The organism is Bizionia paragorgiae (assembly GCF_900107625.1).
Lineage (GTDB): Bacteria > Bacteroidota > Bacteroidia > Flavobacteriales > Flavobacteriaceae > Bizionia > Bizionia paragorgiae.
Genome location: NZ_FNQK01000006.1, coordinates 162447 through 189083, shown reverse-complemented (window position 1 = coordinate 189083; position 26637 = coordinate 162447). Strand labels below are relative to the sequence as shown.

Below are 26637 nucleotides of genomic sequence, written 5' to 3'. Positions count from 1 at the left end.
GACCTAGTAAAGGGGCTCAGAAATATATTCAATAAGACAACTTCTATACAAATAGCATACACAAAAATGGCACATTGGTACAAAGACGTTGAAAACACGGGCTTCAGCTCATTCAATACAATTGCCAACACTATATCCCTCAATTATAAATCGATCCTAAACTATTTTATAAATAGAAGCACAAACGCATCCGCTGAATCATTTAATGCTAAAATAAAAGCTTTTAGAGCTCAGTTCAGAGGTGTGAAAAATGTAGAATTCTTCCTTTATAGGCTGACTACAATTTTTGCCTAAACACAACATTTAGGAATGATCCATTCTTACTCTATTCAATAATCAAAAAAAAAAAAACATTGTAGAAAACAAAAAAGCTCCAGTGTAGTACTGAAGCTTTTTTTATACTTTACATTGATACTTAAATCAATTAGTTTCCTTTTTTATAATCTTCTAAGAATTTAGCTAACCCGATATCTGTTAACGGGTGTTTTAATAAACCTTCAATAGAACTTAAAGGCCCCGTCATAACATCGGCACCTAATTTAGCACAATCGATAACGTGCATTGTATGACGCACAGAAGCCGCTAAAATTTCAGTCTCAAAGTCATAGTTGTCATAGATGTGTCTTATTTCGGCAATAAGATTTAAACCATCGGTAGATATATCATCTAAACGACCAATAAATGGAGAAACATATGTTGCTCCTGCTTTTGCTGCTAATAGTGCTTGCCCTGGAGAAAACACCAAAGTCACATTGGTTTTAATACCCTTATCGCTAAAGTATTTACACGCCTTAATACCATCTTTAATCATCGGTAATTTCACAACGATTTGATCGTGTAATTCAGCTAAGGCCTCACCTTCTCTTACCATACCTTCGTAATCGGTAGCAATAACTTCTGCACTCACATCGCCATCTACAATATTGCAAATTTCTACGTAGTGTTTCATAATATTATCGTGGCCCGTAATACCTTCTTTAGCCATTAACGATGGATTAGTAGTAACACCATCTAAAATACCCATATCCTGAGCGTCTCTAATTTGGTCTAAGTTTGCTGTGTCTATAAAAAATTTCATTGTCTAAAATTTAGTTGTGTTTGTTTATATGCTCACAAATTTACAATTTATCCACTGGTTTTAATAATGAATAAATCAGAATCATAACTCACTTATAAGTTATAATGATTTAACAAGAGTTTTTCGTAAAGCGTATCGGGTAGAATTCGTTTTAATACAATTGAAAACTTCTGCATAAAAGCCCCTACTTTATAATGAACTTTAGGGTTTTTAGTATTAATGACTTCAAAAACTTTTTTAGCAACTGCTATCGGATCTCCACTACTATTTACGTGCTCATCAATATCACTCAGTACGGATTTGTATTTTGTATATGGCGAATTGGGATTTACAGTGGCATGAAAACGACCTGCCGCAATGTTTGTTGCAAAATCACCAGGAGCTATATTGGTCATTTTAATATTAAAATCTTTCACCTCCATTCTTAGCGCTTCAGTAATAAGTTCTAGAGCTCCCTTACTCGCACTATAAACCCCACGATATGGCAGCCCCATATAACCTGCAATTGATGTAATATTAATAACTAAACCACCATTTTGCTTTCGCATTTGAGGTAAAACTGCTTTAATAACGTTTATAGGACCAAATACATTGGTATCAAAATTATGCTGAATTTGTTCGTTCGGAATTTCTTCAATAGCCCCCGTTATACCAACTCCGGCATTATTAATCACCACATCAATACGATTTTCTGTTTTAAGAATTTCAGAAATGGCTAAGGTGATGGTTTCTGGACGGTTGACATCTAAGGCTATAATGGGAAACTTACTATTGGAATAGCGCTCTGGGTTTCGGCTTGTGCCGTAGACTTTAAATCCTTTATCGGTTAAATACTCTCCTATCGATTTTCCTATTCCAGAAGAACCGCCGGTAATTAAAACTACTTTAGACATATAAATTTTAAACTTTTATTGGCCCAAAAATACAATAATTTAAGTGAAGATTTTACGAGACTTTCGGGTACAAAAAAAGGCAAGCTACCTACATCACACCGCTACGACCATTTACCTTTGCTTCGTTCCCGACCTGGAGGATTCAACAGGAGCTGGTTGTGTAGGACTTGCCGGTGCAAATATACAATCTTTTAATAATTTTGCAATGATTTTTTTAACTGAATTTTAATAAATATCTTGCTAAAAATTAGAAACCAAAAATGAAAACATTTAAAGTACTTACAATCATATTTTTAGGCAGCCTTTTCATCGCTTGCGGTGGTAGTTCTACTCAAAAAAATAATTTTTCTATCCAGACAAATACCGAAAATAACGCCATTCAATTAGGAAAAACCTTAGAGTTAAAACTAAAAAACCCTAAAAACATCAAAGTGTCATCGGTAAGCTACACTTTAGATGGAAATCCTATTCAACCAAGCTCTTTAATTCAAGACTTTAAATTGGGTGAACACGATTTACAGGCAACAATTACTTATGACGGCGATACAGAAACTGTAACTCAGAAACTATCAGTATTAAATGATACAGCTCCAAAAATTCTATCGTACGAAATTGTAAACTCCTACCCTCACGACATCACCTCGTACACTCAAGGATTAGAGTTTTATAACGGAACGCTTTATGAAAGTACAGGACAATACGGCGAATCGAAATTAAGAACACTTGATTATAAAGCAGGAACCGTAACAAAAAATGTACCTCTAGCAAAAGAATATTTTGGTGAAGGTCTTACTGTACTTAACAATAATGTATACCTATTAACGTGGTTAGAAGGCACCGGATTTGTCTATGATGCTAAAACTCTTGAACGCAAGAGCAGCTTTAAATATGGAGAAAGTAAAGAAGGTTGGGGATTGTGTAATGACAACACAACGCTTTACAAAAGCGATGGTACGTCTCACATTTGGCTTTTAAATCCTGATACCTTAGTTGAAGAAGACCATATTCAAGTATTTACCAATAGAGGTAAAATAGGTCGTCTAAATGAATTGGAATGGATTAACGGTAAAATCTACGCTAACATCTACCAAAAAGATGGAGTTGTTATTATCAATCCTAAAAACGGTGCAACAGAAGCCGTAATCGATTTCTCTCCTTTAAAAAAATTAGTGACTCAACATCAAGGTTTAGATGTCCTAAACGGTATTGCCTACAACCCAGATACCGAAACTATCTTTGTTACAGGAAAACGTTGGGACAAATTATTTGAAGTAAGAATTACCGAGAAATAAACAATACCGCTACCTTTAGCATAATAGAAACGACATGAAAACCTTTGAATACGATATTACCGTTACTAAAAATGATTTGGACGCTCTAAACCACGTAAATAATGTGGTTTATGTACAATGGGTAAACGATATTGCTATGGTACACTGGGAAAAAGCAGCTCCTCAAACGGTTAGAGACAACTATTTTTGGGTACTTATGTCCCACACAATAGACTATAAAAAAGCTGCTGTTTTAAATGATGTCATCACGATTAAAACCTTTATTATAGATTCTACTTCAATAACCTCGTTACGCGTTGTAGAAATGTATAATAAAAACACACAAGAGCTCATTGCTAAATCGGAAACCAAATGGTGTTTTATGAATGCGCAAACCCAACACCCTACGCGTATCATTCCTGAAGTCAAAAATATATTTATTTAAAAAGGGATAGTCATACTAAATTAGTATATCAAAAGTTATATTTTAGACGCTTAAAGTGAACCGTCCTACTATTTTTACAATTATGAAACGTACCTTTTATTTTATTGCTTGTTTTGGATTTCTATTATTGTGGAGTTCTTGTCGTAAAGATTTTGAATTCGAACCGAGCACGGGACAATTGGAGTTCTCTAAAGATACGGTGTATTTAGATACTATTTTTGCTAACATTGGATCTAGTACCTATAACCTAAAAGTTTATAATCGCAGTAATAAAGACATAACGATTCCGTCGGTTAGTTTAAACCGTGGTGAATCATCTGGTTACCGTTTAAATGTAGATGGAACTGCCGGAAAAGCGTTTTATAATGTTGAAATACTAGCAAAAGACAGTTTGTTTATTTTTGTTGAAACCACATACAATACAACTACTAACCCACTAATAAATAACGAGTTTCTATATACCGATAAAATCGATTTTGACTCTGGTGCGAACCATCAAAGTGTAGATTTAGTGACCTTAATAAAAGATGCTGTATTTATATACCCTAATCGCGATGGTGCTACAGGCGTTGTTGAAACCTTAACCTTTAATGTAAACGGAGAGTCTATAGACACCTATATACAAGGTCGTGAACTTTTACCAGATGAATTAAGCTTCACCAACGAAAAACCTTATGTTATATATGGCTATGCCGCCGTACCCAATGGAGAGACACTTACAGTAAACCCAGGTGCACGCGTGCATTTTCACGCCAACTCCGGACTCATAGTTGGTGAAAATGCTTCCCTAAAAGTTAATGGTGATTTAAGCACCGACCCTATGTTATTAGAAAACGAAGTTATTTTTGAAGGCGATCGTTTAGAACCGGGGTTTTCTGATATTCCGGGACAATGGGGATCGATTTGGTTATTTCAAAACAGTACTGATAACACAATTAATTACGCCACTATAAAAAATGCAGGTGTCGGACTTATCGTGGATGGTAACCCAGGGGGACCTAGCGACAAATTAACACTAAGCAACACTAAAATTTACAACTCTAGTAATTATGGTGTACTCGCAAGAAACACCTCTATAACCGGAGAGAATGTGGTTATAAATAATTCAGGACAAGTGTCATTAGCCTTAACGCAAGGCGGAAAATATAATTTCACACATTCTACAATTGCTAATTATTGGAGTAATAGTTTTAGACAATTCCCGGCTCTGTTAATTAACAACTTTGTTATGGACGCTTCAAACACAGCCTTTTTATACGAGCTTACCGAAGCTAATTTTAATAACTGTATTGTTTACGGAAATGATAATCCCGAATTCCTAATTGATGAAATATTTGATGCTTCAATTGATTTTAACTTCAAATTCACCAATTCCCTACTGCGGTTTGATAATTCAAATAACAATTATTCTGGTTCTAATTATAATTTTAACGACGCTACACATTACGAAGGGATTATTTTTAACCAATCTCCTAACTTTAAAAATGTAACGGAAAACGATTTTAATATTAATGAGGATTCGGCAGCTAAGGGCTTAGGAAATTCATTTTTTGCAAATCAAGTTCCTTTAGATGTTTCAGGTATCGATAGAACAACATCTCCCGATAGTGGTGCCTACCAACACACCACTTTTTAAATCTTAACACAATTTTTTACCTTACAATAAGTGTTAAAGCGACAGGTTGATTGAGTTTACAGCTCTTAAAACAGTTGAGACTAATAGCTTTTCGGTAACACCCGTTATCTTACCTAACAATACTATTTCCTATTGTTATAGAATTGTTTTATAAAATTAATCACTAAATTTATACGAGTGTTTTCTGACATTTATAAATACCACTTAAAACACACCTAAAACAATATCCTAATAGTATATATTTTGTATTAATAATCAATATAATAAACTCTCAATTTATTCTTTTCTATGGAAGATATGATCTTTTATGATAGGCTTCAGTTTGCATTCACTATCACGTTTCATTACGTTTTTCCGCAATTAACAATGGGACTCTCTTTAATGATTGTCTATTTTAAATGGCGGTATTTAAGAGAAAAAGTTGAGAAATATAATGATGCTGCCAAATTTTTTATGAAAATTTTTGCCATCAATTTTACTATGGGTGTGGTAACAGGAATCCCTATGGAATTTCAATTTGGGACTAACTGGGCCAAATTCTCCGAACTTACTGGTAGTATTATCGGACAAACCTTAGCCATGGAAGGTTTGTTTTCCTTTTTCTTAGAGTCTTCCTTTTTGGTACTATTTATTTTTGGTGAAAAACGACTTGGGCAAAAGCTTCATTTTCTAACGGCTGTTTTAGTCTTTTTAGGATCTTGGGCTAGCGGATGGTTTATTCTAGCAACCAATGCATGGATGCAACACCCTGTAGGCTATGAGATACTAGAAAATGGCAAATTTGTACTAACTAATTTTAAAGCGTTATTTACCAATCCGTGGTTGCTACCAGCCTTTTTACATAATCAGTTAGCATCGGTAGTTACCTCAGCATTTGTAGTCGCTAGTATAGGAGCATTTTATATTCTAAGAAATAAAAACGTCGAGTTTGGTAAATTGTTTTTAAAAACTGGGGTGATTTTCGGTTTGATTTCTAGCATACTTGTCGCTTTTCCTACTGGAGATTGGAATGCAAAAAACGTTGTTAAATACCAACCAGCAGCCTTTGCTGCAATGGAGGGTATATTTGAAACCGAAGAAGCAGGAGCCGAAATTGTTTTAATCGGTCAGCCAAATATGGTAGAAAAAAAGTTAGACAATAAAATAGCTGTTCCCAATATCCTTAGTTTTTTAACCTACCAAGACTGGAACAAGCAAATTGCCGGAATGGATCAATTTGAAGAGGATGAGTTACCAGACAACATCCCCGCTTTATATTATTCTTATCACATTATGGTTGGACTAGGAACCATCTTTATTGGACTCATGAGTTTGGCAGCCTTCTTTTTATGGCGAAAAAAACTATATACCATGAACGGTATTCTATGGGCCATTATGTTTATGGTACCCTTTCCTTATATCGCAAACCTTACGGGTTGGTATACCGCCGAATTAGGCCGTCAACCTTATTTAGTTTACGGCTTATTAAGAACGAGTGAAGGCATTTCTCCAAACGTGTCTTCGGGGAATACCTTATTTACTCTATTAGGATTTGTTGCATTATATATGCTACTCGGTCTTTTATTTTTAGTATTGGTAGGCAAAACAATCCATCAAGGCCCTAAATCTCAAACTCATTAATTATGGAACTTTTCTGGTTTATTATCATAGCTCTTATTTTAGTCGTCTTTTTTATTTTAGATGGCTACGACTTTGGAACAGGTATTATTCACTTATTTTATGCTAAAAAGGAAAAAGATAAAGAAGTCATAGCTAAATCTGCAGGCTTGTTTTGGGACTCTAATGAAGTGTGGCTCGTTGCTGCCGGGGGACTCTTATTTATGGCCTTCCCCACTTTCTACGCTTCGGTATTTAGCGGCTTTTACTTACCCTTAATATTAGTTTTATGGCTTATTATTTTCCGCGCTATAGGCCTAGAGTTTAGAAGTCAGTTTAACTTCCAAATGTGGAAAGATATTTGGGACACCTCTTTTGGAGTCTCAAGCTTATTATTAGCATTGTTTTTCGGAATCGCTCTAGGTAATATTGTGAGAGGTGTTAACCTTGGCGGTTTCGAAAATGGCACGTCCATTCACGAACCACATTATTTTTTCTTACCACTTTGGGACGCAAGCTTTAGTCCGCTAACCACTCACCCAGGAGTAATCGATTGGTTTACTTTAATTATTGGGTTTATAAGCGTTGTAACTTTAGCGATTCACGGTGCCAATTGGATTGTGCTTAAAACAAATTCTTCTATTAATAAAAAACTAAAGACCGTTGCCTTTCGATTAAACGGTGTGCTTGTACTACTAACTATCATATCTTTAATTAGCTGGAAAACAATCAACCCACAATCTTTTGCCAATTTTTCAGATAGACCTTACCTCCTAATTTTCCCTTTGATTTATTTAACTGGAATTATTGGTACTTTTTTTATTTCAAGATTTAAAAATGACACCATTCCATTTACCTTTTCAACACTTATTATTTTTGGAGGAATCACCTCTTCGTTAGCCTCATTATTCCCTGTTATTTTACCTTCCACCAATAGCATACATCCCGCGTTAACGATTTATAATACATCGGCCTCCAATTATGGATTATCCGTTGCTTCTGGTTGGGGAGTAATCGGGTTAATTTTATTATTAGTGTATTTTATTGTTCAAAAAAGACTAATGAAAGGTAAAATTGATGATATGGATTACGGCCACTAATTAAACATTCTTTGTTATTATGACCGCAACTCTAATTTCTTTAATCAGTATCGTATTTGGCATCATTGGTGCCAACAGTTTTGCTGCTTTAAATAAAAAGTATTCCTTTGGTTTAATCGGCAATACTATCGCCGGAGTTTTTGGTAGTATCCTATTTATTAAAAGTTTCGGGCGCTTGGGTTTTAACCCGCAAGCAATTGTTAGTGAGCATAGTGTTTCCATTTCTTTATTTATTCTAAATTGTACGGTGTCGCTCATAGCAGGTGGCTTGGCATTACTTCTATTACATTACCTAAAAAGTAAAGTCAAGTGATTACTAATTCATAGAATACCTTTATATTAGAGACTAAAAGAGTACAATGATAGCATTTAAAGAACAACAAAAGTTTACTCAATGGTGGTTATGGCTGCTTTTAATTGGTGTTGGAATTCCCTCAATCGTAGGCCTATACCAACAATTAATTCAAAACAAAACCTACAGTGATTCATCGTTATCAATGACAGGCTTAGCGATCTATACTATCGTTATAGTGCTACTTATCGCTTTATTTTTAACCCTCACTTTAAAAACTGAGATCAATTCTCAAGGCATACATATGCACTACATACCGTTCGTTAAAAAACACACAGCATGGAAGGATATTGAGAACGTGGAGATCATTAATTACGGCTTTGTTGGTGGCTGGGGTATCCGTTGGGGCACCGACTATGGCACGGTATATAATACCAAAGGAAACAAAGGTTTAGCAATCACCCTTAAAACTGGTAAAACATTTGTAATTGGTAGCCAAAAGGAAGATGAATTAATAAAAGTGATTGAAAAAGTAAAAAGTGAAGGGCTTATTTAAATAGTGGATCAAACACTTGAATAGCCCCGCTATTTCCATAAATAAAATGGTAAAAAAAAATAAAAGTCAGTCCGCAATAAACCAATTTTAACTTTACTTTTGTTTCAAACCAAAAACTAATCAACACAATGAATTCTAGTATTAAAAACATTCTAGCCGTTATTTTAGGCTGGGTTGGAGGAAGCACAATCAACATGGCATTAATCCAAGCTGGTCATGCCATATACCCCATCCCTAATATCGACAGTAATAATATGGAAGCCTTATCTGAGGTTATGCCTACTTTAGGAATTAACTACTTTATCTTTCCTTTTTTAGCTCACGCTATAGGAACTTTAGTAGGTGCATTTATAGCTTACAGTATCGCGGCAGCGAATAAAATGAAATTCGCCTATACCATAGGAATCTTATTCTTAATTGGCGGTATTCTTGTCAACTTTATGATTACGGGACCTATTTGGTTTACCATTGCCGACTTATTACTAGCCTACATTCCGATGGCTTGGTTAGGTGGTACTTTAGCGCAAAAGATTACTAAAAAATAGGACTGTTAAAAATCAGTAAAAACAAAAAAACCTGTATGATTCATACAGGTTTTTTTTTATGACTATTAAAAAGGAACTTACATTTTAAATAAAGGTAAGTCATGCATCATAGCATTTACTTTTATGGCGATATTTTCTAATACCTCCTCGTTTTCATAATTCGAAATGACTTCGTCGATAAGATCTACAATACCACTCATATCTTCTTCTTTTAATCCACGCGTAGTAATAGCTGCTGTTCCTACTCTAATTCCTGAAGTTACAAAAGGAGATTTATCGTCGAAAGGCACCATATTTTTATTAACAGTAATATCAGCTTTTACTAATGCTTTTTCAGCATCTTTACCAGTAATATTTTTGTTACGTAAATCGATTAACATCATATGATTATCTGTTCCTCCAGAAATAATACCATAATCTTTCTTCATAAATGCTTCAGCCATAGCCGCTGCATTTTTCTTTACCTGAATCATATAAGTTAAAAACTCATCGGTTAAAGCCTCACCAAAAGCAATGGCTTTAGCTGCAATAATGTGCTCTAACGGACCTCCTTGATTTCCTGGAAACACACCAGAATCTAAAAGAGAAGACATCATACGAAGGTTTCCGTTTTTAAGTTTTAAACCAAACGGATTTTCAAAATCTTTCCCCATTAATATAAGCCCACCACGTGGTCCTCTTAATGTTTTATGGGTTGTGGTCGTCACAATATGACAATGTGGAATCGGATCGTTTAAAATTCCCTTAGCAATTAATCCTGCTGGGTGTGACACATCCGCTAATAGAATAGCGTTAACACTATCGGCTATCTCACGAAAACGTTTAAAATCCATGTCTCTAGAGTATGCAGAAGCACCAGCAATAATTAATTTTGGCTGCTCCTTAGTTGCAATTTCTTGAACTTTATCATAATCTATTAATCCTGTTTCTTTCTCAACACCATAAAATACAGGGTTGTATAAACGTCCTGAAAAGTTTACTGGCGAACCGTGAGTTAAGTGTCCCCCGTGCGATAAGTCGAATCCTAAAATAGTATCTCCAGGAGTTAAACATGCGTGATATACAGCCGTATTTGCCTGGCTTCCAGAGTGTGGTTGCACATTAGCATATGCTGCGCCAAATAAAGCTTTAGCTCTATCTATTGCGATTTGCTCAACCTCATCTACCACTTCACAACCTCCATAATACCTTTTACCTGGATAGCCTTCTGCATACTTATTGGTTAATACAGAACCTGCCGCTTCCATAACCTGATCACTTACAAAGTTTTCTGAGGCTATTAGCTCTAAACCGTTAAGCTGCCTTTCTTTTTCAGCATCAATTAATTCAAATATTTGTTCGTCCCTTTGCATAATATTTTGTTAGTGTTAAACTTCGAATCAAAAATAAGAAAATGATTAGTTATAAACTTGAAAAAAGATATATTTACCTTTAAACTTAACTATTTTAACAAATGCTTAATTTCAATCCACTTTTTTTGTAATTTATTCTTTCAAAATAAAAAAAAATGTAGGTTCGAACTGTTTTATAAACTTTAAAATTACACGCAACACAGGTCTATAACTGCAAATAACCCTGACAGAAAATCTTGACTTCTCGTCCATAAAAATTCAGACTTCCTAATCAAAAATATCCCTTTTAGGGTTTTTCTTACAAGAGTAGATAGTAGTACTATTGAACTCGTATTGGTTTCGAAAAAGTCTCCTCAAAAACTTTTCTGTTTACAAAAAATAAACACTATTTAATTTACTAAACAACAAGATCTTAAACCACAAAACGTATAAGCCTTTTTGTTTGGCACGTATCTTGGTTTTATAATTAAATAGAAACCAATAAAACACAAGAAGATGAAAAAAATTACACTATTAGCAGCACTTCTTTTAATACTAACATCTTGTGTTGGAAGAAAACATATTGAAAAGCAATTACACTCTGGTAATTATGACCTTGCCATTAGTAATGCTTTAAAAAAATTAGAAAACAACAAGCATAAAAAGCGTAAGCAAGATTATATAATTATGCTTGAGGACGCCTACAATAAAGTGGTTGCAGATAATCATAATAGAATTTCGAGACTTAAAAAAGAAACAAATCCTGAAACCTTCGAAGCTATTTTTAATACGTATTTAGATTTAGAGGCTAGACAAAATGCTATAAAAGCTGTGCTTCCTTTAAAAATTGGAGATAAAACGCTTCAATTAAACTTTAATGAGTATTCTAATGAAATTGTTGAATACAGAGCAAAAGTTTCAAACTATAAATATAATATTGCTCTTACTTTAATGGCTAGTGAGAATAAATTAGACAATAGAGAAGCGTATTCTATTTTAAATGATATTGAACGTATAAATCCAAATTACAAGGATATTAGAAGCTTAATGGAAAAAGCACATCATCAAGGTACAGATTACGTTATAGTATCTATTGAAAATCAAACACATCAACTAATTCCTGAAAGATTACAAGCAGATTTATTAAATTTTGATACTTATGGTTTAAACAATTTTTGGACTGTATACCATGCCAATGCAAACAATAGCATAGATTATGATTATGCAATGCAGCTGCAATTACAACGTATTAATGTGTCGCCAGAACGTGTTACAGAAAGACAATTAATTAGAAAAAAGAATATTGTAGACGGTTGGGAATATGTTTTAGATGCTAACGGAAATGTAGTAAAAGACAGTCTAGGAAACGATGTAAAGCAAGATAAAATTATAACTGTAAAAGCTAGATTTCTTGAGTATAACCAATTAAAATCTACTCAAGTTATTGCAAGAGTGGTTTACGAAGATTTAAAACAAAGTCAAGTATTAGAAAGCTTTCCTATAGATAGTGAATTTGTTTTCGAAAACTTATATGCTAATGTTAGAGGAGACAAAAGAGCTTTAACTGCTGAAGATATAGAGATTTTAAAAAACAGAAGAATACAGTTTCCTAGTAACGAACAAATGGTTTACGATACTGGCGAAGATTTAAAACTGAAGCTTAAACACATTATAACCAAATATAGCTTTAGAAGCTAAAAATAAAAAAACTCCCAAAGTGATTTGGGAGTTTTTAACATATTAACGAAACGTTAAATTGAGATTATTTTTTTTAAATTAAATTAAATTAAATTAAATTAATACTCTATTAATCTAAAATAAAACACCAATGAAAACAAAATTGACAATCACATTAGTTTCTTTATGCTTAGTGTTCTTTCTTTTTAATTGTTCCTCTGAAAACGAAAAAGAGTCTAACGAAAATTTAACAACATTAAGTAAAGATGATTTAAAAATTGAAAAGAACAAAGACTTAAATACTTATGCTTCTAATTTACGTGGCAAAATTTTAAAGTCAGATATTTTTAAAGATTTAAACACTATTAAGGACTTTGAAATAAAATATGTAGACTTATACAAGTCTGACTATTTATATGGTAAAGCATTAGACTCTGATGGCAATCATGTTGTATTTAGACAAAAAATTGAAGTGTCAAAACATAAAGATGGTTCACAAACACTGAGATTATTACCTATTGGGGAAAAATGCACAGGAGTAAATTGCTCAAAATGTTCCTTTGCTAATGATGGAGGATGTGATTGTGATCGCGCTGGAGAACCGACTCAATCATCATATTGCAATCATTCTACATCTACAGGTGACTAACTAGTTTTTTTTATAATCATTTAAACAATAATCTTATCAAACCAATCGCTTTAAATCATTATCATTAATTGCGTCAAATAACGCTTTAGCTCTATCTATTGCGATTTGCTCAACCTTATCTACCACTTCACAACCTCACTAATATCTTTTACTTGTATAGCCTTCTGCATACTTATCGGCTATTAAAGAACCTGCCACTTCTATAACCTATCCACTTCCAACGTTTTCTGAGGCTATTAATTCTAAACCGTTAAGCTGTCTTTAATTTTCAGCATCAAGTTATTCAAATATTTGTTCGTCCCTTTATATAATATTTTGTTAGTGTTAAACTTCGAATCATAAATAAAAAAATGATTCGTTGTGAACTTGAAAAAAGATATATTTACCTTTAAACTTAACTATTTTAACAAATGCTTAATTTCAATCTACTTTTTTCGTAATTTATTCTTTCAAAATAAAAAAAATATGTAGGTTTGAACTGTTTTATAAACTTTAAAATTACACGCAACATATGTCTATAACTGCAAATAACCCTGACAGAAAATCTTGGCTTCACGTCGATAAAAATTCAGACTTCCCAATCCAAAACATCCCTTTTGGGGTTTTTCTTACAAGAGACGATATTATTACTATTGGAACTCGCATTGGAGACACAGCTATAGATTTGGGAGCACTTCATCAATTAGGGTATTTTGAAGGTATCCCTTTAACAGATGATATTTTTCTTCAAGATACACTAAACGACTTTATTGCTGACGGACGTAAAACATGGCGCTTAGTCCGCAATAGAATTGCTGATATTTTTGACGACGAAAATGAAACGCTAAAAAATAATAAACAGCATAAAGAAACTGTCCTTTTTAGATTGGATGAGATAGAAATGCAATTACCAGTTCAAATTGGTGATTACACCGATTTCTATTCTAGTATAGAGCACGCGACAAACGTGGGGACTATGTTTAGAGATCCGGACAATGCCTTATTACCAAACTGGCTACATATTCCTGTAGGGTACCACGGTAGAAGTTCCTCTATTATTCCTTCAGGAATTAACATTCACAGACCCCAAGGTCAAACCCTTCCGGCTGGAGCAACAGAGCCTGTTTTCGGACCTTCTAAACTCGTAGATTTCGAATTAGAAATGGCCTTTATTACTACCGATGCTAACGATTTAGGAGAACCTATTCCTATTGAAGAGGCAGAAGAGTACATCTTCGGATTGGTTTTATTTAACGACTGGAGTGCTAGAGACATTCAAAAATGGGAATATGTTCCCCTTGGTCCGTTTTTAGCAAAGAGTTTTGCTTCGTCTATTTCTCCTTGGATTGTCACTTTAGATGCTTTAGAGCCGTATAGAACTCAAGGTCCAAAACCACTAAAAAAACAATTAGACTACCTACAACAAAAAGGTAAAAAGAGTTTTGATATCAATTTAGAGGTCGCTATTCAACCAGAAAAAGCGAAAGAAACTGTGGTTTCTAAATCAAACTTTAAACACATGTATTGGTCTATGGCGCAGCAATTAGCGCATCATACCATAAACGGTTGCCCTGTTAATTCAGGTGATATGATGGGTAGCGGAACAATCTCTGGCCCGACACCAGACTCTTACGGATCGATGTTAGAATTATCATGGAGAGGTGAAAAACCTGTAAAACTTAATGATGGTACTGAACGTAAATTCATCAATGATAATGATACTGTTATTATGAGAGGTTACTGTGAAAAAGAGGGTACTCGAATTGGATTTGGAGAAGTTAAAACAAAATTATTACCGGTTTTTAATCCGAAGAAAAACAAATAACTTAAGTATAGAACTAATTATAAAAAGCAGCCTCTTAAATTTTAAGAGGCTGCTTTTTTTTGTTTTTAATCCTTAAAGAATATTCTTTCGCTTGGCGAGCTTACTGGCGATTATACTTACTAATAAAATTTGAGTCGCATGAAACAACATAAGCGGTAACAAAATAATACCAATCGCAGCCATATGACCAAACAGGATTTTTGAAAAAACAGTACCGTGAACTAGGGATTTCTTAGTCCCACAAAATTGTGCTGTAATCTGATCTTCTTTATTAAACTGCAGTTGTTTTGCAATCGCTCCTGTACTATAAAACACGATAAAAAACAACAGTAGCACACCAATAAGTAGCAATACAAAATCTAAGAATGACACCGTGCTAAATAGATTGTCGTAAAACGATTGTGCAAAACTTATATATATAATTAGCAAAATAATAGACTTATCAAAAAGCGTTAGTTTAGCACTGTGTTTATGAGCAAAGTTATTTGTGTAGCGCTGCAATAACAAACCTAAAATAACAGGTAAAATAATTTGTACTATTAGTTTTGTATAAATAGACGTAAAATCATAATCGGTTTGCGCGGTCTCTAAAAACAAACCCATCCATAGAGGAGTAATAGCAACCCCTATAATACCAGAAATACTCGCATTAAAAATCGCCGCTGGAATATTACCTTTAGCCATAGAAACCATAACTACCGACGAAGACACGGTAGACGGTAATGCCGCTAAAAAAAAGAACGCCAACCACAAGGTTTCCTGCTCTTGAGTCTCTATAAGTGGTCTAAACAATAAAACTAACAACGGAAACACAAGAAAGGTACACCCTTGTACTAACACATGTAATTTCCAGTTTTTAAGCCCTTCTTTTAATTTGGTCGGACTCAACTTTAGCCCATAAAAAAAGAATATAAGTGAAATACCAATAGTGCTTATCGTATCGATAGGAACACCACTACCTTCTATTCCCCATTGAGGAAAAAAGTAAGCTATTAGTATGGTTATAAGTATAGATAGAACAAACCTATCAATCTTTAGTTTCATAAACGGCGTATTTCTCGGAAGACTAATTAAGGGTTCGAATATACAAAATGCCTAGATTTTTGTAATTCACGAACCCAAGTTAAATGCTAAACGTTTTTAAATAAAACCATTTAAATCGATAGCATTAATAGCCCCGTGACTTGCGTGTGCAACGGCTGCTCCGTTTTTAATAACTAACAATTGAGGTGATTCGTGAAGTACTTGAAATTTGTAACCTACCTCATTCGATACGGCTCTATAATTTAGTAAATCTAAATAATACAAATCCAAGTCTTCAGCTAAGAGTTCGTATTGTGAAACAAATTGATTCATTACCATTCTGCTTATACCACATCGGGTAGAATGTTTAAAAATAACTTGTGTTTTTGTTTTAGACCGCTTCTCTATTGTTTCCAATTGCTGTTCTGAAGTTAAGGGTAACCACGGTAACACCTTCTCTTCTTTAGGCTCTTTAGAACCACCAAATAACTTATTTATTATTCCCATAATTATGTTTTATAAAATTGATATCCTTTACTATTTTATTGTATCTCCGCTCTATAAGTCGTATCTTTATTACAACCTTACAAACAGACAAAAAGTCACGCTATCAGTAGTGTTTACAGACATTTTGTCTTACGTTGATAATTGGTAAGGTAATTGAAATATTCCTTCCAAACAATAACAACATAACATCTTTAGTGCTTACAACAAAGCATTGATTAAATGCAAAGCATACCGCACTAGAGACATTAAATAAAGTAACTATGAATTTTAACAACTATACAATTAAATCGCAAGAAGCGATACAGCAAGCACAACAACTTGCACAGAGTTTGGGGCATCAGCAAATAGAAAACGAGCACATTATAAAATCTATTTTCGATGTCGATGAGAATGTTCTACCATTCATTTTAAAGAAGATGAATGTAAACATACCCATGATACAGCAAATATTAGACAAGCAACTAGAGAGCTTTCCAAAGGTTTCTGGTGGTGATTTGATATTATCTCGTGAAGTATCTAAAGCTTTAAACGAAGCGTCGATAATTGCTAAAAAAATGAATGACGACTATGTGTCTATTGAGCATTTAGTTCTTGCTATTTTTAAATCTAATAGTAAAATCGCTCAGGTTTTAAAAGACCAAGGCGTTACCGAGAAACAACTAACGGCAAGTATCGAGGAGCTTAGAAAAGGAGACCGTGTAACGTCTCAAAACCAAGAAGAGACCTATAACTCTCTAAATAAATATGCCAAAAACTTAAACCAATTAGCAAAGGACGGTAAATTAGATCCTGTAATTGGTAGAGATGAAGAAATCCGACGTATCCTTCAAATTTTATCGAGACGCACAAAAAACAATCCTATTTTAGTTGGTGAACCTGGAACGGGTAAAACAGCTATTGCCGAAGGTTTAGCACACCGAATAGTCGATGGAGATATCCCTGAAAACCTAGTCGATCGACAAATTTATGCCTTAGATATGGGGGCTCTAATTGCCGGAGCTAAATTTAAAGGGGAATTTGAAGAACGCCTAAAAGCCGTAATTAAAGAAGTCACAGAAAGTGATGGCAATATCGTATTATTTATCGACGAAATACACACCCTAGTAGGTGCTGGTGGCGGACAAGGTGCTATGGATGCTGCAAATATTTTAAAACCAGCTTTAGCTCGTGGTGAACTGAGAGCAATTGGTGCAACGACCTTAGACGAATATCAAAAATATTTTGAAAAAGATAAAGCACTAGAACGTCGTTTCCAGAAAGTAATTGTTGACGAGCCTGATACCGAAAGTGCTATTTCCATTTTACGAGGTATTAAAGAAAAATATGAAACACACCATAAAGTTAGAATTAAAGATGAGGCGATTATTGGTGCTGTAGAATTATCACAACGCTATATTACCAATCGTTTTTTACCAGATAAAGCCATTGATTTAATGGATGAGGCAGCTTCTAAATTGCGAATGGAAATCAACTCTAAGCCTGAAGAACTTGATGTTTTAGACAGAAAAGTGATGCAGCTGGAAATTGAAATTGAGGCGATCAAACGTGAGAAAGACGAAGTTAAACTTAAGAGTTTACGTTCAGATTTAGCGAATTTAAAAGAAGAACGCAACGAGATTAACGCCAAATGGAAAAGCGAAAAGGCAGTTGTCGATAATATCCAAAATAAAAAGCAAGAGATTGAAAACTTTAAAATTGAAGCTGAACGTGCCGAGCGCGATGGCGATTACGGAAAGGTAGCCGAATTACGTTATGGTAAGATTAAAGAAGCTCAAGAAGTTTTAGAGAAATTACAAAGCGAACTTAAAGAGAATCAATCGGCATCGTCGTTAATTAAAGAGGAAGTAACTTACGATGATATTGCCGAAGTGGTAGCAAAATGGACCGGTATTCCAGTCACTAAAATGCTTCAGAGTGAACGCGAGAAACTCCTAAAACTGGAAGCACAATTACACAAACGTGTGGTTGGTCAAGAAGAAGCTATTATTGCAGTGAGTGATGCCGTAAGACGTAGCCGCGCAGGATTACAGAATCCGCAAAAACCAATAGGGTCCTTCTTGTTTTTAGGAACCACAGGAGTTGGTAAAACGGAGCTAGCAAAAGCATTAGCCGAGTACTTATTTGATGATGAAAACGCTATGACTCGTATAGATATGAGTGAGTACCAAGAACGTCACGCTGTGAGTCGTTTGGTAGGTGCACCTCCAGGGTATGTAGGGTATGACGAAGGTGGACAATTAACAGAAGCTGTAAGGCGAAAACCTTACTCTGTAGTCCTGTTAGATGAAATTGAAAAAGCACACCCTGATACTTTTAATATATTATTACAGGTATTAGACGAAGGACATTTAACAGACAATAAAGGACGTATAGCTGATTTTAAAAATACCATAATAATTATGACTTCTAATATTGGTAGTCATATTATTCAAGAGCGATTTAATGACGTTAAAGACATTGATTCTGCTATGGAAGCTGCTAAAGTAGATGTCTTGGCCTTATTAAAACAAACGGTAAGACCAGAGTTCTTAAACAGAATTGATGACACTATAATGTTTACACCGCTTTCTAAGGATAATATTACCGAAATAGTACAGTTACAATTAAAAGGAGTCTCTAAAATGATTGCTAAACAAGGCATAACATTCGACGCGACACCGGAAGCTATTGCGTACTTAGCCGAGAAAGGTTATAACCCGGAATATGGAGCGCGTCCAGTAAAAAGAGTCATTCAAAAAGATGTTCTAAACGCTTTAAGTAAAGAAATCCTATCTGGTAAAGTCACCACCGATAGTGTTATATTATTAGATGCCTTTAACAAAGAATTGGTGTTTAGAAATCAGGACAATTTAGTGTCTGATGTCCTCTAAATCATAAAGTATTGTTAATGCAAAATAAATTGGAAAAGCCTGCGTTTTTATAGCAATGGTTAGTTAGTTTTAAAAGCAACGATAGTCTACACTTTAGACGTCGTTGCTTTTTTTGTGTCTTCTAATTTAGGAATCACGAGAACACCATTTAAAATGAAGGAAAAATAGGGTTAAATTCATTATTTAGTTTCATAATAGCATTGTTAATCGTATTTTTACTACACTATCAATCGACGCTTATTTTATGACGCCACTCAATACCTTTATCGACCATACTTTGCTTAAACCAACAGCTACACAAGAGGAAATAAAAACCCTTTGTAGCGAAGCACTAAAGCATCAGTTTTTTTCAGTATGTGTAAATTCATGCTATGTGCCTTTAGCAAAGCAGATTTTAAAAAACAGTACTGTAAAGGTTTGCTCGGTAGTTGGGTTCCCTCTCGGGGCTATGAGTACTGCAGCTAAAGTAGAAGAAGCCAAAAACGCTTTAAAAAACGGGGCTGATGAAATTGATATGGTTATGAACATTGGCTTTTTCAAAAGCGGAGATTTTACGGCTGTAGCTCACGATATCAAAGCAGTAAAACAGATCATGCCTAAAAATACCTTAAAAGTGATATTAGAAACCTGCTACCTTAATGATAAAGAAATCATTAAAGCAAGTGAACTTGCTATTGCCAATGGTGCCGATTTTATAAAAACCTCAACAGGTTTTGGTGCAGGGGGAGCTACTATTAAAGACGTTAAACTGATGCTCAATTCAATTCAAAACCATGCTGTAAAAGTAAAAGCATCAGGAGGAATTAGAGATACACAAACTGCTTTAGAGTATATCAACCTTGGGGTTTCAAGGTTAGGAACATCTAATGGTGTTGCTATTGTGAGTGGAGATAATAACAACAACAAATCGGCGTATTAAATGAAAAACGTACTATCCATATTGCTTTTATTTATAGCTTTTTCTTGTGGTAAAGCACAAACAAAGCAAGAACAAGAACCTCCTATAAAAGTTGAAGAAAAAACAAGCTACTACCTTATTCGTCATGCTGAAAAGGACAGAACGGTAGATACTAACAACCCCGATTTATTAAAAAAAGGCCAAGAGCGAGCCCAAAAATGGGCGGAGTACTTTAAAACTAATGGAATTACTTTTGATGCCGTCTACTCCACCAATTACAAGCGCACAAAACAAACCGCAACACCGACAGCTAAACAAAACAAACTAGACCTTATTATTTACAAGCCTTTTAAAATTAACCTCCATGAGTTTAAAGCAAAAACAAAGGGACAAACCGTGCTGATTGTTGGCCATAGTGATACCACACCTAAGTTTGTAAATGACTTAATTGGAGAAGATAAATACGCCCCAATTAACGACCGGGTAAACAGTAATCTATTTGTAGTTACTATAACCGGCACTGAAATAACTTCCGAATTATTAAACATTGAACACTATAAATTATGAGTATACATATAGGCGCTAAAAAAGGCGATATTGCTGAAACGATATTGCTTCCTGGAGATCCTTTACGTGCCAAATGGATTGCAGAAACCTTTTTTGAAAACCCCGTTCTTTTTAACGAAGTTCGTGGTATGTTAGGGTATACAGGAACTTTTAACGGTAAAAAAATATCCGTAATGGGCACAGGAATGGGTGTTCCTAGTATTTCTATCTATGCCCACGAGCTTATTACACAATTTGGTGTTAAAAACTTAATCCGTGTGGGTAGCTCGGGGTCTTACCAGAAACATATAAAAATAAGAGACATTGTTTTAGCTATGGCAGCATCATCAAATTCCGGTGTTAACGAACTGCGTTTTAGTGGTGCCGACTACGCCCCTACAGCAAACTTTGAGCTGTTTCAAAAAGCAGTCGACGTTGCTAAAAGTAAAGATATCCCTATTAAAGCGGGTAACGTATTTACTTCTGATGAGTTCTATTCAGATGATTTCGAATCGTATAAAAAATGGTCTAAATTTGGTGTGCTTTGCGTGGAAATGGAAACCGCAGGCTTGTATACCGTCGCTGCAAAACACAATGTAAAAGCTTTAAGCATCTTAACCATTTCGGATTCATTGGTCACAGGAGAAGTGACAACAAGCAAAGAACGTGAAACCACATTTAATGCCATGATCGAAATAGCGCTAGAACTCGCCTAACTCCACTTTAATCCACACGAACGTTCTCTAATTCAATTTTAGAAAGCAATTGTAATTTATCCTCTTTAAACAAGGCGTCAATAGTTTCGATATTGACGTCTTTGTTTTTTGGTTTATAATTATGGTAATCAACAAATCTGATGCCATTAATATAACGTTCATTATACGCCTCCCTAAATCGTACTCCCCCTCCATTTACATGAAATTGGTAGGCTAAATAATCTAACTTATAGTCTTCGGTAGTAAACCAATACACAAACACATCATCAAAATCGTCGCCCCCATTTTCTTCGCTAAACGTTACCTTGATTTTGTAATAGGGTGTATCTTTTATAGAAACCGTATCTAAATACGTTTTATAAACCGCTGCATCATTTAGCCCCATAGGCAGTATCGAAAAATAATGCACAGAGTTAACTGCATTTCCATACAGTCGTGCTATTGAATCGGCTACCTGTATAGACTCGCCATTAACATAACGCTCAAATCCAGAATTGCTTAAAACATCGCGAATATTCCCAATAGAATCTAAAAACGAACGTTCTAAAGAAAAAGCACCACCATCACGAACAGCTTTATATTTTTTATCTCTAAATTGAAAGTGAATGGTTGACGTTTTAATACGATCGCCGCCAGAAACTTCTATCGCTTTATTAACAATTTCTACGGCATTAGGAGCTTCGTTTTTTGGTGCAGCCTGTTTCTTACAGCTAACTAACGTTATAATAAATAAAAAAGGCAAAACAAGGGATTTCATGGGCTTCATTTTAAAAATGTAATTGGAGTTATTAGATTATAATTGGTATACAACAAATCTTCAGTCGCTTTTAAAAGTCATACATTACATCCTCTAAACGCGATAATTTTATGCAACATAGGAATTATTAACTTCAATTTTAATAAAATAATCTTAAATTGATTAGCTTTGTTCTGCTATGCAAAAAAAAATAAACATACTTAATAAAAAAGCTAAGTTTCAATATGAAATCTTAGATAAATATACTGCCGGAATAGTACTTACGGGTACCGAAATAAAATCGATACGATCTGGAAAAGCATCTATTACCGAATCGTTTTGTGAATTTAACGACCGCGGCGAATTATTCGTTATCAATATGACCATACAAGAATATCTGTATGGAAACTACTACAATCACGCCCCTAAAGCAGAACGCAAACTCCTTTTAAACAAAAAAGAGCTTAAAAAGCTAAATAAAGAAGTGCAAAATACGGGATTAACAATCATTCCATTGCGCATGTTTATTAATGATAAAGGGTTTGCCAAACTAACTATTGCTTTAGCAAAAGGTAAGAAACTTTACGACAAACGAGAAACGATAAAAGACAGAGATAACAAAAGACAATTAGATCGTATCAAGAAAAATTTCTAAGTATTTTAGAGCTCACTGTTGGTGTTTTAAAGTTTAATTTAAATATTCTATTATCTTTAGGCAACCTTTTTAATTTAGAAAGCGTCTATAATAATATAGCCCCCAAACACCGCACTCATGATTAGAATTTTACTCTGCTTAGCAACCTTCCTTTGTTTTCATTTTTCATTTTCTCAAATCACAGGACGCGTAACTTCGGTAAAAGGTGAAAAGCTTCCCGTGGTTAGCGTCTATTTAGACGGCACCTATATAGGTACAACCACAAACGACGAGGGTGTTTACGAATTAAACCTATCAAAAACTGGCGACTACACTGTTGTTTTTAAATATTTAGGATATAAAACACAAAAGAAATCTGTTTCAATAACAGCATTCCCTTTTACATTAGATACTGAGTTAATAGAAGAAGATATTTCTCTCGGTGAGGTTGTAATCAATTCCAAAGAAAACCCTGCCGATATTATTATTCGTAAAACTATCGAAGCAAGAGCAGCTAACCTAGAAAAGCAAAAGGCCTTTTCGGCTAACTTTTATTCACGAGGCTTACTAAAAATTGTAAATGCCCCAGAAAAAATGTTCGGACAAGAAGTGGGAGATTTAGGAGGTGTACTAGACTCAACGCGTAGTGGCATCATCTACCTTTCAGAAACAATTTCGAAATTAGAATACCAAGCACCAAATCCTTTAAAAGAAAAAATTATTGCCTCTAAAATTAGTGGTGATGACAACGGCTTTAGCTTTAATAGCGCCCGGAGTGTTGACTTTAATTTTTACGACAATACCATAAATTTAGGGAGTGAAATAATCTCACCTATCGCCGATTACGCCTTTAACTACTACCGTTACAAATTAACCGGTGTATTTTATGATGATAAAGGCCATTTAATAAATAAAATAGCCGTTACACCTAAACGAGATAACGATAAAGCCTTTACAGGTTTTATATATATCGTTGAAGACCATTGGAGTTTGTATGCTGTAGAAGTATCTGTTAGCGGCAAACGCGCTCAAGTAATTCCCGTAGATGTGTTTACCATAAAACAGTCTTACGCCTACTCCGAATCCGACATGATATGGGCAAAAATATCACAGGTTTTTGAATTTAAATTTGGTATGTTAGGATTTACTGGTGATGGGTATTTTACGGTAGTATATAGTGATTATGATTTTAGTCCTGATTTTAAAGACGGTCATTTTACACGTGAGATTTTATCTTTTGAAGAGCATTCAAACAAAAAAGACTCCATATACTGGGCAAAAAAAAGACCCGTTCCCCTAAGCCAACCTGAAAGCACAGATTACATTAAAAAAGATAGTGTTCAACTCCTTAAAAAATCAAAACCGTATTTAGATTCTGTTGATACCGCGAATAACACCTTCAAAATTACTGATATTATCGGCGGCTATAGTTATCAAAATTCTCATAAATCTTATAGCATTACTGTCAGTTCCCCTTTAAAAGGAATAAATTTTAATACCGTGCAAGGATTTAATAGTTATTTAGATCTGAATTTCACCAAGCAGTATGACGATTATAACCGGTACCTAAGTATAGGCACAAAAATAAATTACGGGGAAGCCGATGATCGCCTGCGTGCTGTGGGTAACTTTCGTTTTAAATTTAATAATATTAACGATCGTTATATTTCCTTTTCCGCTGGTATCAAAACGCAGCAATTTAATAACAGTGAACCTATTTCTCCACTAATCAATGGTATTAGCTCTTTAATATTTGAAGATAATTACATGAAACTGTATGATAAAAGTTTTGGGGAAGCTTTCTTTTCTCAAGAACTTTTTAATGGGTTTAGACTCTACTCTTCATTAGCTTACGAACGTAGAAAAGCGCTATTTAACAACACGGATTACACCTTTAGAAATGAAGATCACGATAGCTATACCAGTAATAATCCTAGAGATCCTTTTAATGATATAACCCCAAGTTTTAACACTCACAATATTGTAAAACTGAATGTTAATGCAAGAATTAATTTTGCTCAAAATTATTATAGTCGACCAGATGGAAAGTTCAACGTACCGAACGATAAATACCCCACAGTAACTCTAGGTTTCGAAAAAGGCTTGGCAGCATCAGAAACCACATACAATTTTGAGGCTTTTAAGCTCGCTGTCCAACAAGCTCTTGTTTTGGGTAATAAAGGTGTGTTCCAATACCATCTAAAAGGAGGGGTTTTCTCTAATGCCGACGCTATTGCTTTTATAGATTATCATCATTTTAATGGCAATCAAACACATGTGAATTTTAAAGGGTCTTACTTAAACAGCTTTAAAAACTTACCCTATTATGCATTAAGCACAAATAAAAATTACGCAGAAGTACACGCTCAACACAATTTTGAAGGATTTATACTGAATAAAATCCCAGTACTAAAAAAACTGAATTACAATATGCTAATTAGCACCAATATAGCATATACGAACAAAAACCAACCGTATGCAGAATACGCTATTGGAATCAATAATTTAGGATTTGGAAAATACCGTTTTCTACGTGTAGATTATGTACGCTCGTACCAAGGTTCTGGTTTTATAAATGATGCGGTATTATTTGGGATTAGTTTTTAACAAACTTAACAGTCTGCTTTATGTTTGATATGCAAAGACCAAAAATAAAGGTGAGTCGTGATACTACCGACAAAGTCATTGAAACACTTACCGTATTAAGTCTAGTGTTCTCGTTTGGATTTATAGGATTTCATTATTCCGAATTACCGGATCTGGTGCCGGCGCATTTTGGATTGGATGGTAAAGTGAACAGGTACGACGAGAAAAGTATGATCTGGTTTCTTCCGTTGCTGCTTTCTGTTATTTGCTTTGGCATTTATATATTAAACAAACAGCCTTACCTGTACAATTACGCCATAAAAATCACCTCCGAAAACGCGGAAAAACAGTATAGAAGTTCTACGAAAATGATGCGCTATATTAATTTGAGCTTAGCATTAATTTGTGCCGTAATTACTTATGAAATGGTAACTATTGCGCTTAGTAATAGCACAAACTTTTCGCCATTTTCAAATTACTTCTTAATACTAATACTCGCTTTCCTCACCATAACTCCTATTGTATTAGTTATTAAAAACCTATTCCAACAACAATAACGCCTTAATTTTTATCCTCCAATAAAGGCACAAAACGAAATTCTCCAAACTCCGTTTTTTCAAATTCTTTAGGACCTTTTCTTACAAAAAGAGTCATTGTTTGCACCTCATCACCTACGGGTATAACCAAGCGGCCACCAATAGCTAATTGCGCTAATAAAGGTTTTGGTACAAAAGGCGCTCCGGCAGTTACAATAATACTGTCAAATGGCGCTTCTTCAACTAATCCCTTATAGCCGTCACCAAAAATTAATTTTCTAGCACGATACCCTAATTTAGGTAAAAACTTACTCGTTTTTTTAAACAACTCGCGCTGTCTTTCAATACTGTAAACTTGTGCTCCCAATTCACATAAAACCGCTGTTTGATATCCGCTTCCTGTACCAATCTCCAACACTTTATGACCGCGTTTAATCTGTAATAATTCACTCTGAAAAGCGACAGTATACGGTTGAGAAATCGTCTGATCGGCAGCAATTGGGAATGCTTTATCTTGATAAGCATGATCTAAAAAACTAGAATCCATAAACAAGTGCCTTGGAATTTTAGCTATTGCTTTTAATACATTTTCGTCTGTAACACCTTTAGATTTTACTACAGAAACTAATTGCTGACGTAAGCCTTGATGTTTTAAAGTATCTTTCAAAATAATAGAGGGTTTTGCGGGATAAAATTAATCAAATCCTAAACT

The 26637-nt window shown here is 34.5% G+C and carries 26 protein-coding genes, 1 other RNA gene and 1 pseudogene; 19 read left to right on the top strand and 9 right to left on the bottom strand.

The genetic code is table 11. The features are described from left to right. On the top strand, nt 1-294 hold a 294-nt coding region (locus BLV64_RS06135; protein WP_143034136.1), incomplete at its 5' end, for a transposase. A gap of 130 nt (nt 295-424) precedes the next feature. On the opposite strand, the gene fsa is transcribed toward BLV64_RS06135, so the two are convergent. The 3 genes from fsa to ffs form a co-directional block, all read right to left on the bottom strand. Beyond that, nucleotides 425-1078, bottom strand: a complete 654-nt coding sequence (fsa, locus tag BLV64_RS06130; RefSeq protein ID WP_092133315.1) for a fructose-6-phosphate aldolase — start codon at nt 1076-1078, stop codon at nt 425-427. Between the two features lie 92 nt (nt 1079-1170). Further along, nucleotides 1171-1971 carry an SDR family oxidoreductase gene (locus BLV64_RS06125; RefSeq protein ID WP_092133314.1) on the bottom strand — a complete coding sequence of 267 codons (801 nt, stop codon included), beginning with the start codon at nt 1969-1971 and terminating at the stop codon, nt 1171-1173. Nucleotides 1972-2045: 74 nt separating this feature from the next. Next, nucleotides 2046-2144, bottom strand: an RNA gene (ffs, locus tag BLV64_RS06120) — signal recognition particle sRNA small type. An 87-nt stretch (nt 2145-2231) separates the two neighbouring features. Between ffs and BLV64_RS06115 the strand changes: the two genes are divergently transcribed. The 8 genes from BLV64_RS06115 to BLV64_RS06080 all read left to right on the top strand — a co-directional run bounded on the left by BLV64_RS06115 (nt 2232) and on the right by BLV64_RS06080 (nt 9412). Beyond that, entirely contained in the window at nt 2232-3263 is a 1032-nt protein-coding gene (locus BLV64_RS06115) for a glutaminyl-peptide cyclotransferase (RefSeq protein ID WP_092133313.1), read from the top strand. 34 nt (nt 3264-3297) lie between these two features. Further along, a complete protein-coding gene (locus BLV64_RS06110) occupies nt 3298-3687 on the top strand; it encodes an acyl-CoA thioesterase (protein ID WP_092133312.1) in 390 nt (129 codons plus the stop codon). Between the two features lie 82 nt (nt 3688-3769). Then, nucleotides 3770-5323, top strand: coding sequence for a hypothetical protein (locus tag BLV64_RS06105; RefSeq protein WP_092133311.1), 1554 nt, complete (start codon nt 3770-3772; stop codon nt 5321-5323). A gap of 288 nt (nt 5324-5611) precedes the next feature. Then, entirely contained in the window at nt 5612-6943 is a 1332-nt protein-coding gene (locus BLV64_RS06100) for a cytochrome ubiquinol oxidase subunit I (protein ID WP_092133310.1), read from the top strand. A 2-nt stretch (nt 6944-6945) separates the two neighbouring features. Then, nucleotides 6946-8019 (top strand): cytochrome d ubiquinol oxidase subunit II, encoded by a 1074-nt coding sequence (cydB, locus tag BLV64_RS06095; protein ID WP_092133309.1) that lies wholly within the window; start codon nt 6946-6948, stop codon nt 8017-8019. 19 nt (nt 8020-8038) lie between these two features. Then, nucleotides 8039-8332: a hypothetical protein gene (locus BLV64_RS06090; RefSeq protein ID WP_092133308.1), complete on the top strand. Its 294-nt coding sequence runs from the start codon at nt 8039-8041 to the stop codon at nt 8330-8332. A gap of 46 nt (nt 8333-8378) precedes the next feature. Beyond that, on the top strand, nt 8379-8867 hold the full coding sequence (locus BLV64_RS06085; RefSeq protein ID WP_245705874.1) for a hypothetical protein: 489 nt from the start codon (nt 8379-8381) through the stop codon (nt 8865-8867). A gap of 128 nt (nt 8868-8995) precedes the next feature. Beyond that, on the top strand, nt 8996-9412 hold the full coding sequence (locus BLV64_RS06080; RefSeq protein WP_092133307.1) for a hypothetical protein: 417 nt from the start codon (nt 8996-8998) through the stop codon (nt 9410-9412). Nucleotides 9413-9489: 77 nt separating this feature from the next. Here the strand turns inward: BLV64_RS06080 and glyA (BLV64_RS06075) are convergent, their stop codons facing one another. Next, nucleotides 9490-10764 (bottom strand): serine hydroxymethyltransferase, encoded by a 1275-nt coding sequence (gene glyA, locus BLV64_RS06075; protein ID WP_092133306.1) that lies wholly within the window; start codon nt 10762-10764, stop codon nt 9490-9492. Between the two features lie 495 nt (nt 10765-11259). On the opposite strand from glyA (BLV64_RS06075), the gene BLV64_RS06070 reads away from it, so the two are divergent. Beyond that, complete coding sequence (locus BLV64_RS06070) at nt 11260-12441, top strand: hypothetical protein (protein WP_092133305.1); 1182 nt, start codon at nt 11260-11262, stop codon at nt 12439-12441. 130 nt (nt 12442-12571) lie between these two features. Then, nucleotides 12572-13069, top strand: a complete 498-nt coding sequence (locus BLV64_RS06065) for a hypothetical protein (protein WP_092133304.1) — start codon at nt 12572-12574, stop codon at nt 13067-13069. Nucleotides 13070-13138: 69 nt separating this feature from the next. On the opposite strand, the pseudogene glyA (BLV64_RS14700) reads toward BLV64_RS06065, so the two are convergent. After that, a pseudogene (gene glyA, locus BLV64_RS14700) lies at nt 13139-13330 on the bottom strand (serine hydroxymethyltransferase); the annotation flags it as partial. A gap of 250 nt (nt 13331-13580) precedes the next feature. Here glyA (BLV64_RS14700) and fahA point away from each other — a divergent pair. Beyond that, nucleotides 13581-14873 carry a fumarylacetoacetase gene (fahA, locus tag BLV64_RS06060; protein ID WP_092133303.1) on the top strand — a complete coding sequence of 431 codons (1293 nt, stop codon included), beginning with the start codon at nt 13581-13583 and terminating at the stop codon, nt 14871-14873. Nucleotides 14874-14945: 72 nt separating this feature from the next. Here the strand turns inward: fahA and BLV64_RS06055 are convergent, their stop codons facing one another. Together BLV64_RS06055 and ytxJ are read right to left on the bottom strand one after the other, a co-directional pair. After that, nucleotides 14946-15917 (bottom strand): bile acid:sodium symporter family protein, encoded by a 972-nt coding sequence (locus BLV64_RS06055; RefSeq protein WP_092133302.1) that lies wholly within the window; start codon nt 15915-15917, stop codon nt 14946-14948. Nucleotides 15918-16013: 96 nt separating this feature from the next. Continuing rightward, on the bottom strand, nt 16014-16403 hold the full coding sequence (gene ytxJ / locus BLV64_RS06050) for a bacillithiol system redox-active protein YtxJ (protein ID WP_092133301.1): 390 nt from the start codon (nt 16401-16403) through the stop codon (nt 16014-16016). A gap of 260 nt (nt 16404-16663) precedes the next feature. Between ytxJ and clpB the strand changes: the two genes are divergently transcribed. From clpB to deoD, 4 genes are all read left to right on the top strand, one after another. Further along, on the top strand, nt 16664-19273 hold the full coding sequence (clpB, locus tag BLV64_RS06045; protein WP_092133300.1) for an ATP-dependent chaperone ClpB: 2610 nt from the start codon (nt 16664-16666) through the stop codon (nt 19271-19273). A gap of 244 nt (nt 19274-19517) precedes the next feature. After that, the gene (gene deoC / locus BLV64_RS06040) at nt 19518-20192 is read left to right on the top strand and encodes a deoxyribose-phosphate aldolase (protein ID WP_092133299.1); all 675 of its coding nucleotides are present in this window, start codon (nt 19518-19520) and stop codon (nt 20190-20192) included. Next, complete coding sequence (locus BLV64_RS06035) at nt 20193-20738, top strand: SixA phosphatase family protein (protein WP_092133298.1); 546 nt, start codon at nt 20193-20195, stop codon at nt 20736-20738. It begins immediately after the preceding gene. Then, nucleotides 20735-21433 carry a purine-nucleoside phosphorylase gene (deoD, locus tag BLV64_RS06030; RefSeq protein WP_092133297.1) on the top strand — a complete coding sequence of 233 codons (699 nt, stop codon included), beginning with the start codon at nt 20735-20737 and terminating at the stop codon, nt 21431-21433. Before BLV64_RS06035 ends, deoD begins: the two co-directional genes overlap by 4 nt. A 7-nt stretch (nt 21434-21440) precedes the next feature. On the opposite strand, the gene BLV64_RS06025 is transcribed toward deoD, so the two are convergent. After that, complete coding sequence (locus tag BLV64_RS06025; RefSeq protein WP_092133296.1) at nt 21441-22190, bottom strand: DUF6503 family protein; 750 nt, start codon at nt 22188-22190, stop codon at nt 21441-21443. 178 nt (nt 22191-22368) lie between these two features. Between BLV64_RS06025 and smpB the strand changes: the two genes are divergently transcribed. The 3 genes from smpB (at nt 22369) to BLV64_RS06010 (ending at nt 25946) form a co-directional block, all read left to right on the top strand. After that, nucleotides 22369-22824 carry an SsrA-binding protein SmpB gene (smpB, locus tag BLV64_RS06020; protein WP_092133295.1) on the top strand — a complete coding sequence of 152 codons (456 nt, stop codon included), beginning with the start codon at nt 22369-22371 and terminating at the stop codon, nt 22822-22824. Nucleotides 22825-22941: 117 nt separating this feature from the next. Further along, entirely contained in the window at nt 22942-25410 is a 2469-nt protein-coding gene (locus BLV64_RS06015; RefSeq protein WP_092133294.1) for a DUF5686 and carboxypeptidase regulatory-like domain-containing protein, read from the top strand. 20 nt (nt 25411-25430) lie between these two features. Next, on the top strand, nt 25431-25946 hold the full coding sequence (locus BLV64_RS06010) for a DUF1648 domain-containing protein (protein ID WP_092133293.1): 516 nt from the start codon (nt 25431-25433) through the stop codon (nt 25944-25946). Nucleotides 25947-25950: 4 nt separating this feature from the next. On the opposite strand, the gene BLV64_RS06005 is transcribed toward BLV64_RS06010, so the two are convergent. Continuing rightward, nucleotides 25951-26592 carry a protein-L-isoaspartate(D-aspartate) O-methyltransferase gene (locus BLV64_RS06005; protein WP_092133292.1) on the bottom strand — a complete coding sequence of 214 codons (642 nt, stop codon included), beginning with the start codon at nt 26590-26592 and terminating at the stop codon, nt 25951-25953. Nucleotides 26593-26637: the final 45 nt, after the last annotated feature.

Excerpts from the sequence above, each read along its gene's own strand:
- deoC (WP_092133299.1), top strand. The coding sequence starts at position 19,518 with ATGACGCCACTCAATACCTTTATCGACCATACTTTGCTTAAACCAACA.
- BLV64_RS06055 (WP_092133302.1), bottom strand. The coding sequence starts at position 15,917 with ATGAAACTAAAGATTGATAGGTTTGTTCTATCTATACTTATAACCATA.
- BLV64_RS06025 (WP_092133296.1), bottom strand. The coding sequence starts at position 22,190 with ATGAAATCCCTTGTTTTGCCTTTTTTATTTATTATAACGTTAGTTAGC.
- deoD (WP_092133297.1), top strand. The coding sequence starts at position 20,735 with ATGAGTATACATATAGGCGCTAAAAAAGGCGATATTGCTGAAACGATA.
- BLV64_RS06115 (WP_092133313.1), top strand. The coding sequence starts at position 2,232 with ATGAAAACATTTAAAGTACTTACAATCATATTTTTAGGCAGCCTTTTC.
- BLV64_RS06065 (WP_092133304.1), top strand. The coding sequence starts at position 12,572 with ATGAAAACAAAATTGACAATCACATTAGTTTCTTTATGCTTAGTGTTC.
- BLV64_RS06110 (WP_092133312.1), top strand. The coding sequence starts at position 3,298 with ATGAAAACCTTTGAATACGATATTACCGTTACTAAAAATGATTTGGAC.
- BLV64_RS06085 (WP_245705874.1), top strand. The coding sequence starts at position 8,379 with ATGATAGCATTTAAAGAACAACAAAAGTTTACTCAATGGTGGTTATGG.
- BLV64_RS06035 (WP_092133298.1), top strand. The coding sequence starts at position 20,193 with ATGAAAAACGTACTATCCATATTGCTTTTATTTATAGCTTTTTCTTGT.
- BLV64_RS06125 (WP_092133314.1), bottom strand. The coding sequence starts at position 1,971 with ATGTCTAAAGTAGTTTTAATTACCGGCGGTTCTTCTGGAATAGGAAAA.
- BLV64_RS06010 (WP_092133293.1), top strand. The coding sequence starts at position 25,431 with ATGTTTGATATGCAAAGACCAAAAATAAAGGTGAGTCGTGATACTACC.
- fsa (WP_092133315.1), bottom strand. The coding sequence starts at position 1,078 with ATGAAATTTTTTATAGACACAGCAAACTTAGACCAAATTAGAGACGCT.
- BLV64_RS06090 (WP_092133308.1), top strand. The coding sequence starts at position 8,039 with ATGACCGCAACTCTAATTTCTTTAATCAGTATCGTATTTGGCATCATT.
- fahA (WP_092133303.1), top strand. The coding sequence starts at position 13,581 with ATGTCTATAACTGCAAATAACCCTGACAGAAAATCTTGGCTTCACGTC.
- BLV64_RS06080 (WP_092133307.1), top strand. The coding sequence starts at position 8,996 with ATGAATTCTAGTATTAAAAACATTCTAGCCGTTATTTTAGGCTGGGTT.
- BLV64_RS06070 (WP_092133305.1), top strand. The coding sequence starts at position 11,260 with ATGAAAAAAATTACACTATTAGCAGCACTTCTTTTAATACTAACATCT.
- ytxJ (WP_092133301.1), bottom strand. The coding sequence starts at position 16,403 with ATGGGAATAATAAATAAGTTATTTGGTGGTTCTAAAGAGCCTAAAGAA.
- smpB (WP_092133295.1), top strand. The coding sequence starts at position 22,369 with ATGCAAAAAAAAATAAACATACTTAATAAAAAAGCTAAGTTTCAATAT.
- BLV64_RS06015 (WP_092133294.1), top strand. The coding sequence starts at position 22,942 with ATGATTAGAATTTTACTCTGCTTAGCAACCTTCCTTTGTTTTCATTTT.
- clpB (WP_092133300.1), top strand. The coding sequence starts at position 16,664 with ATGAATTTTAACAACTATACAATTAAATCGCAAGAAGCGATACAGCAA.
- cydB (WP_092133309.1), top strand. The coding sequence starts at position 6,946 with ATGGAACTTTTCTGGTTTATTATCATAGCTCTTATTTTAGTCGTCTTT.
- glyA (WP_092133306.1), bottom strand. The coding sequence starts at position 10,764 with ATGCAAAGGGACGAACAAATATTTGAATTAATTGATGCTGAAAAAGAA.
- BLV64_RS06105 (WP_092133311.1), top strand. The coding sequence starts at position 3,770 with ATGAAACGTACCTTTTATTTTATTGCTTGTTTTGGATTTCTATTATTG.
- BLV64_RS06100 (WP_092133310.1), top strand. The coding sequence starts at position 5,612 with ATGGAAGATATGATCTTTTATGATAGGCTTCAGTTTGCATTCACTATC.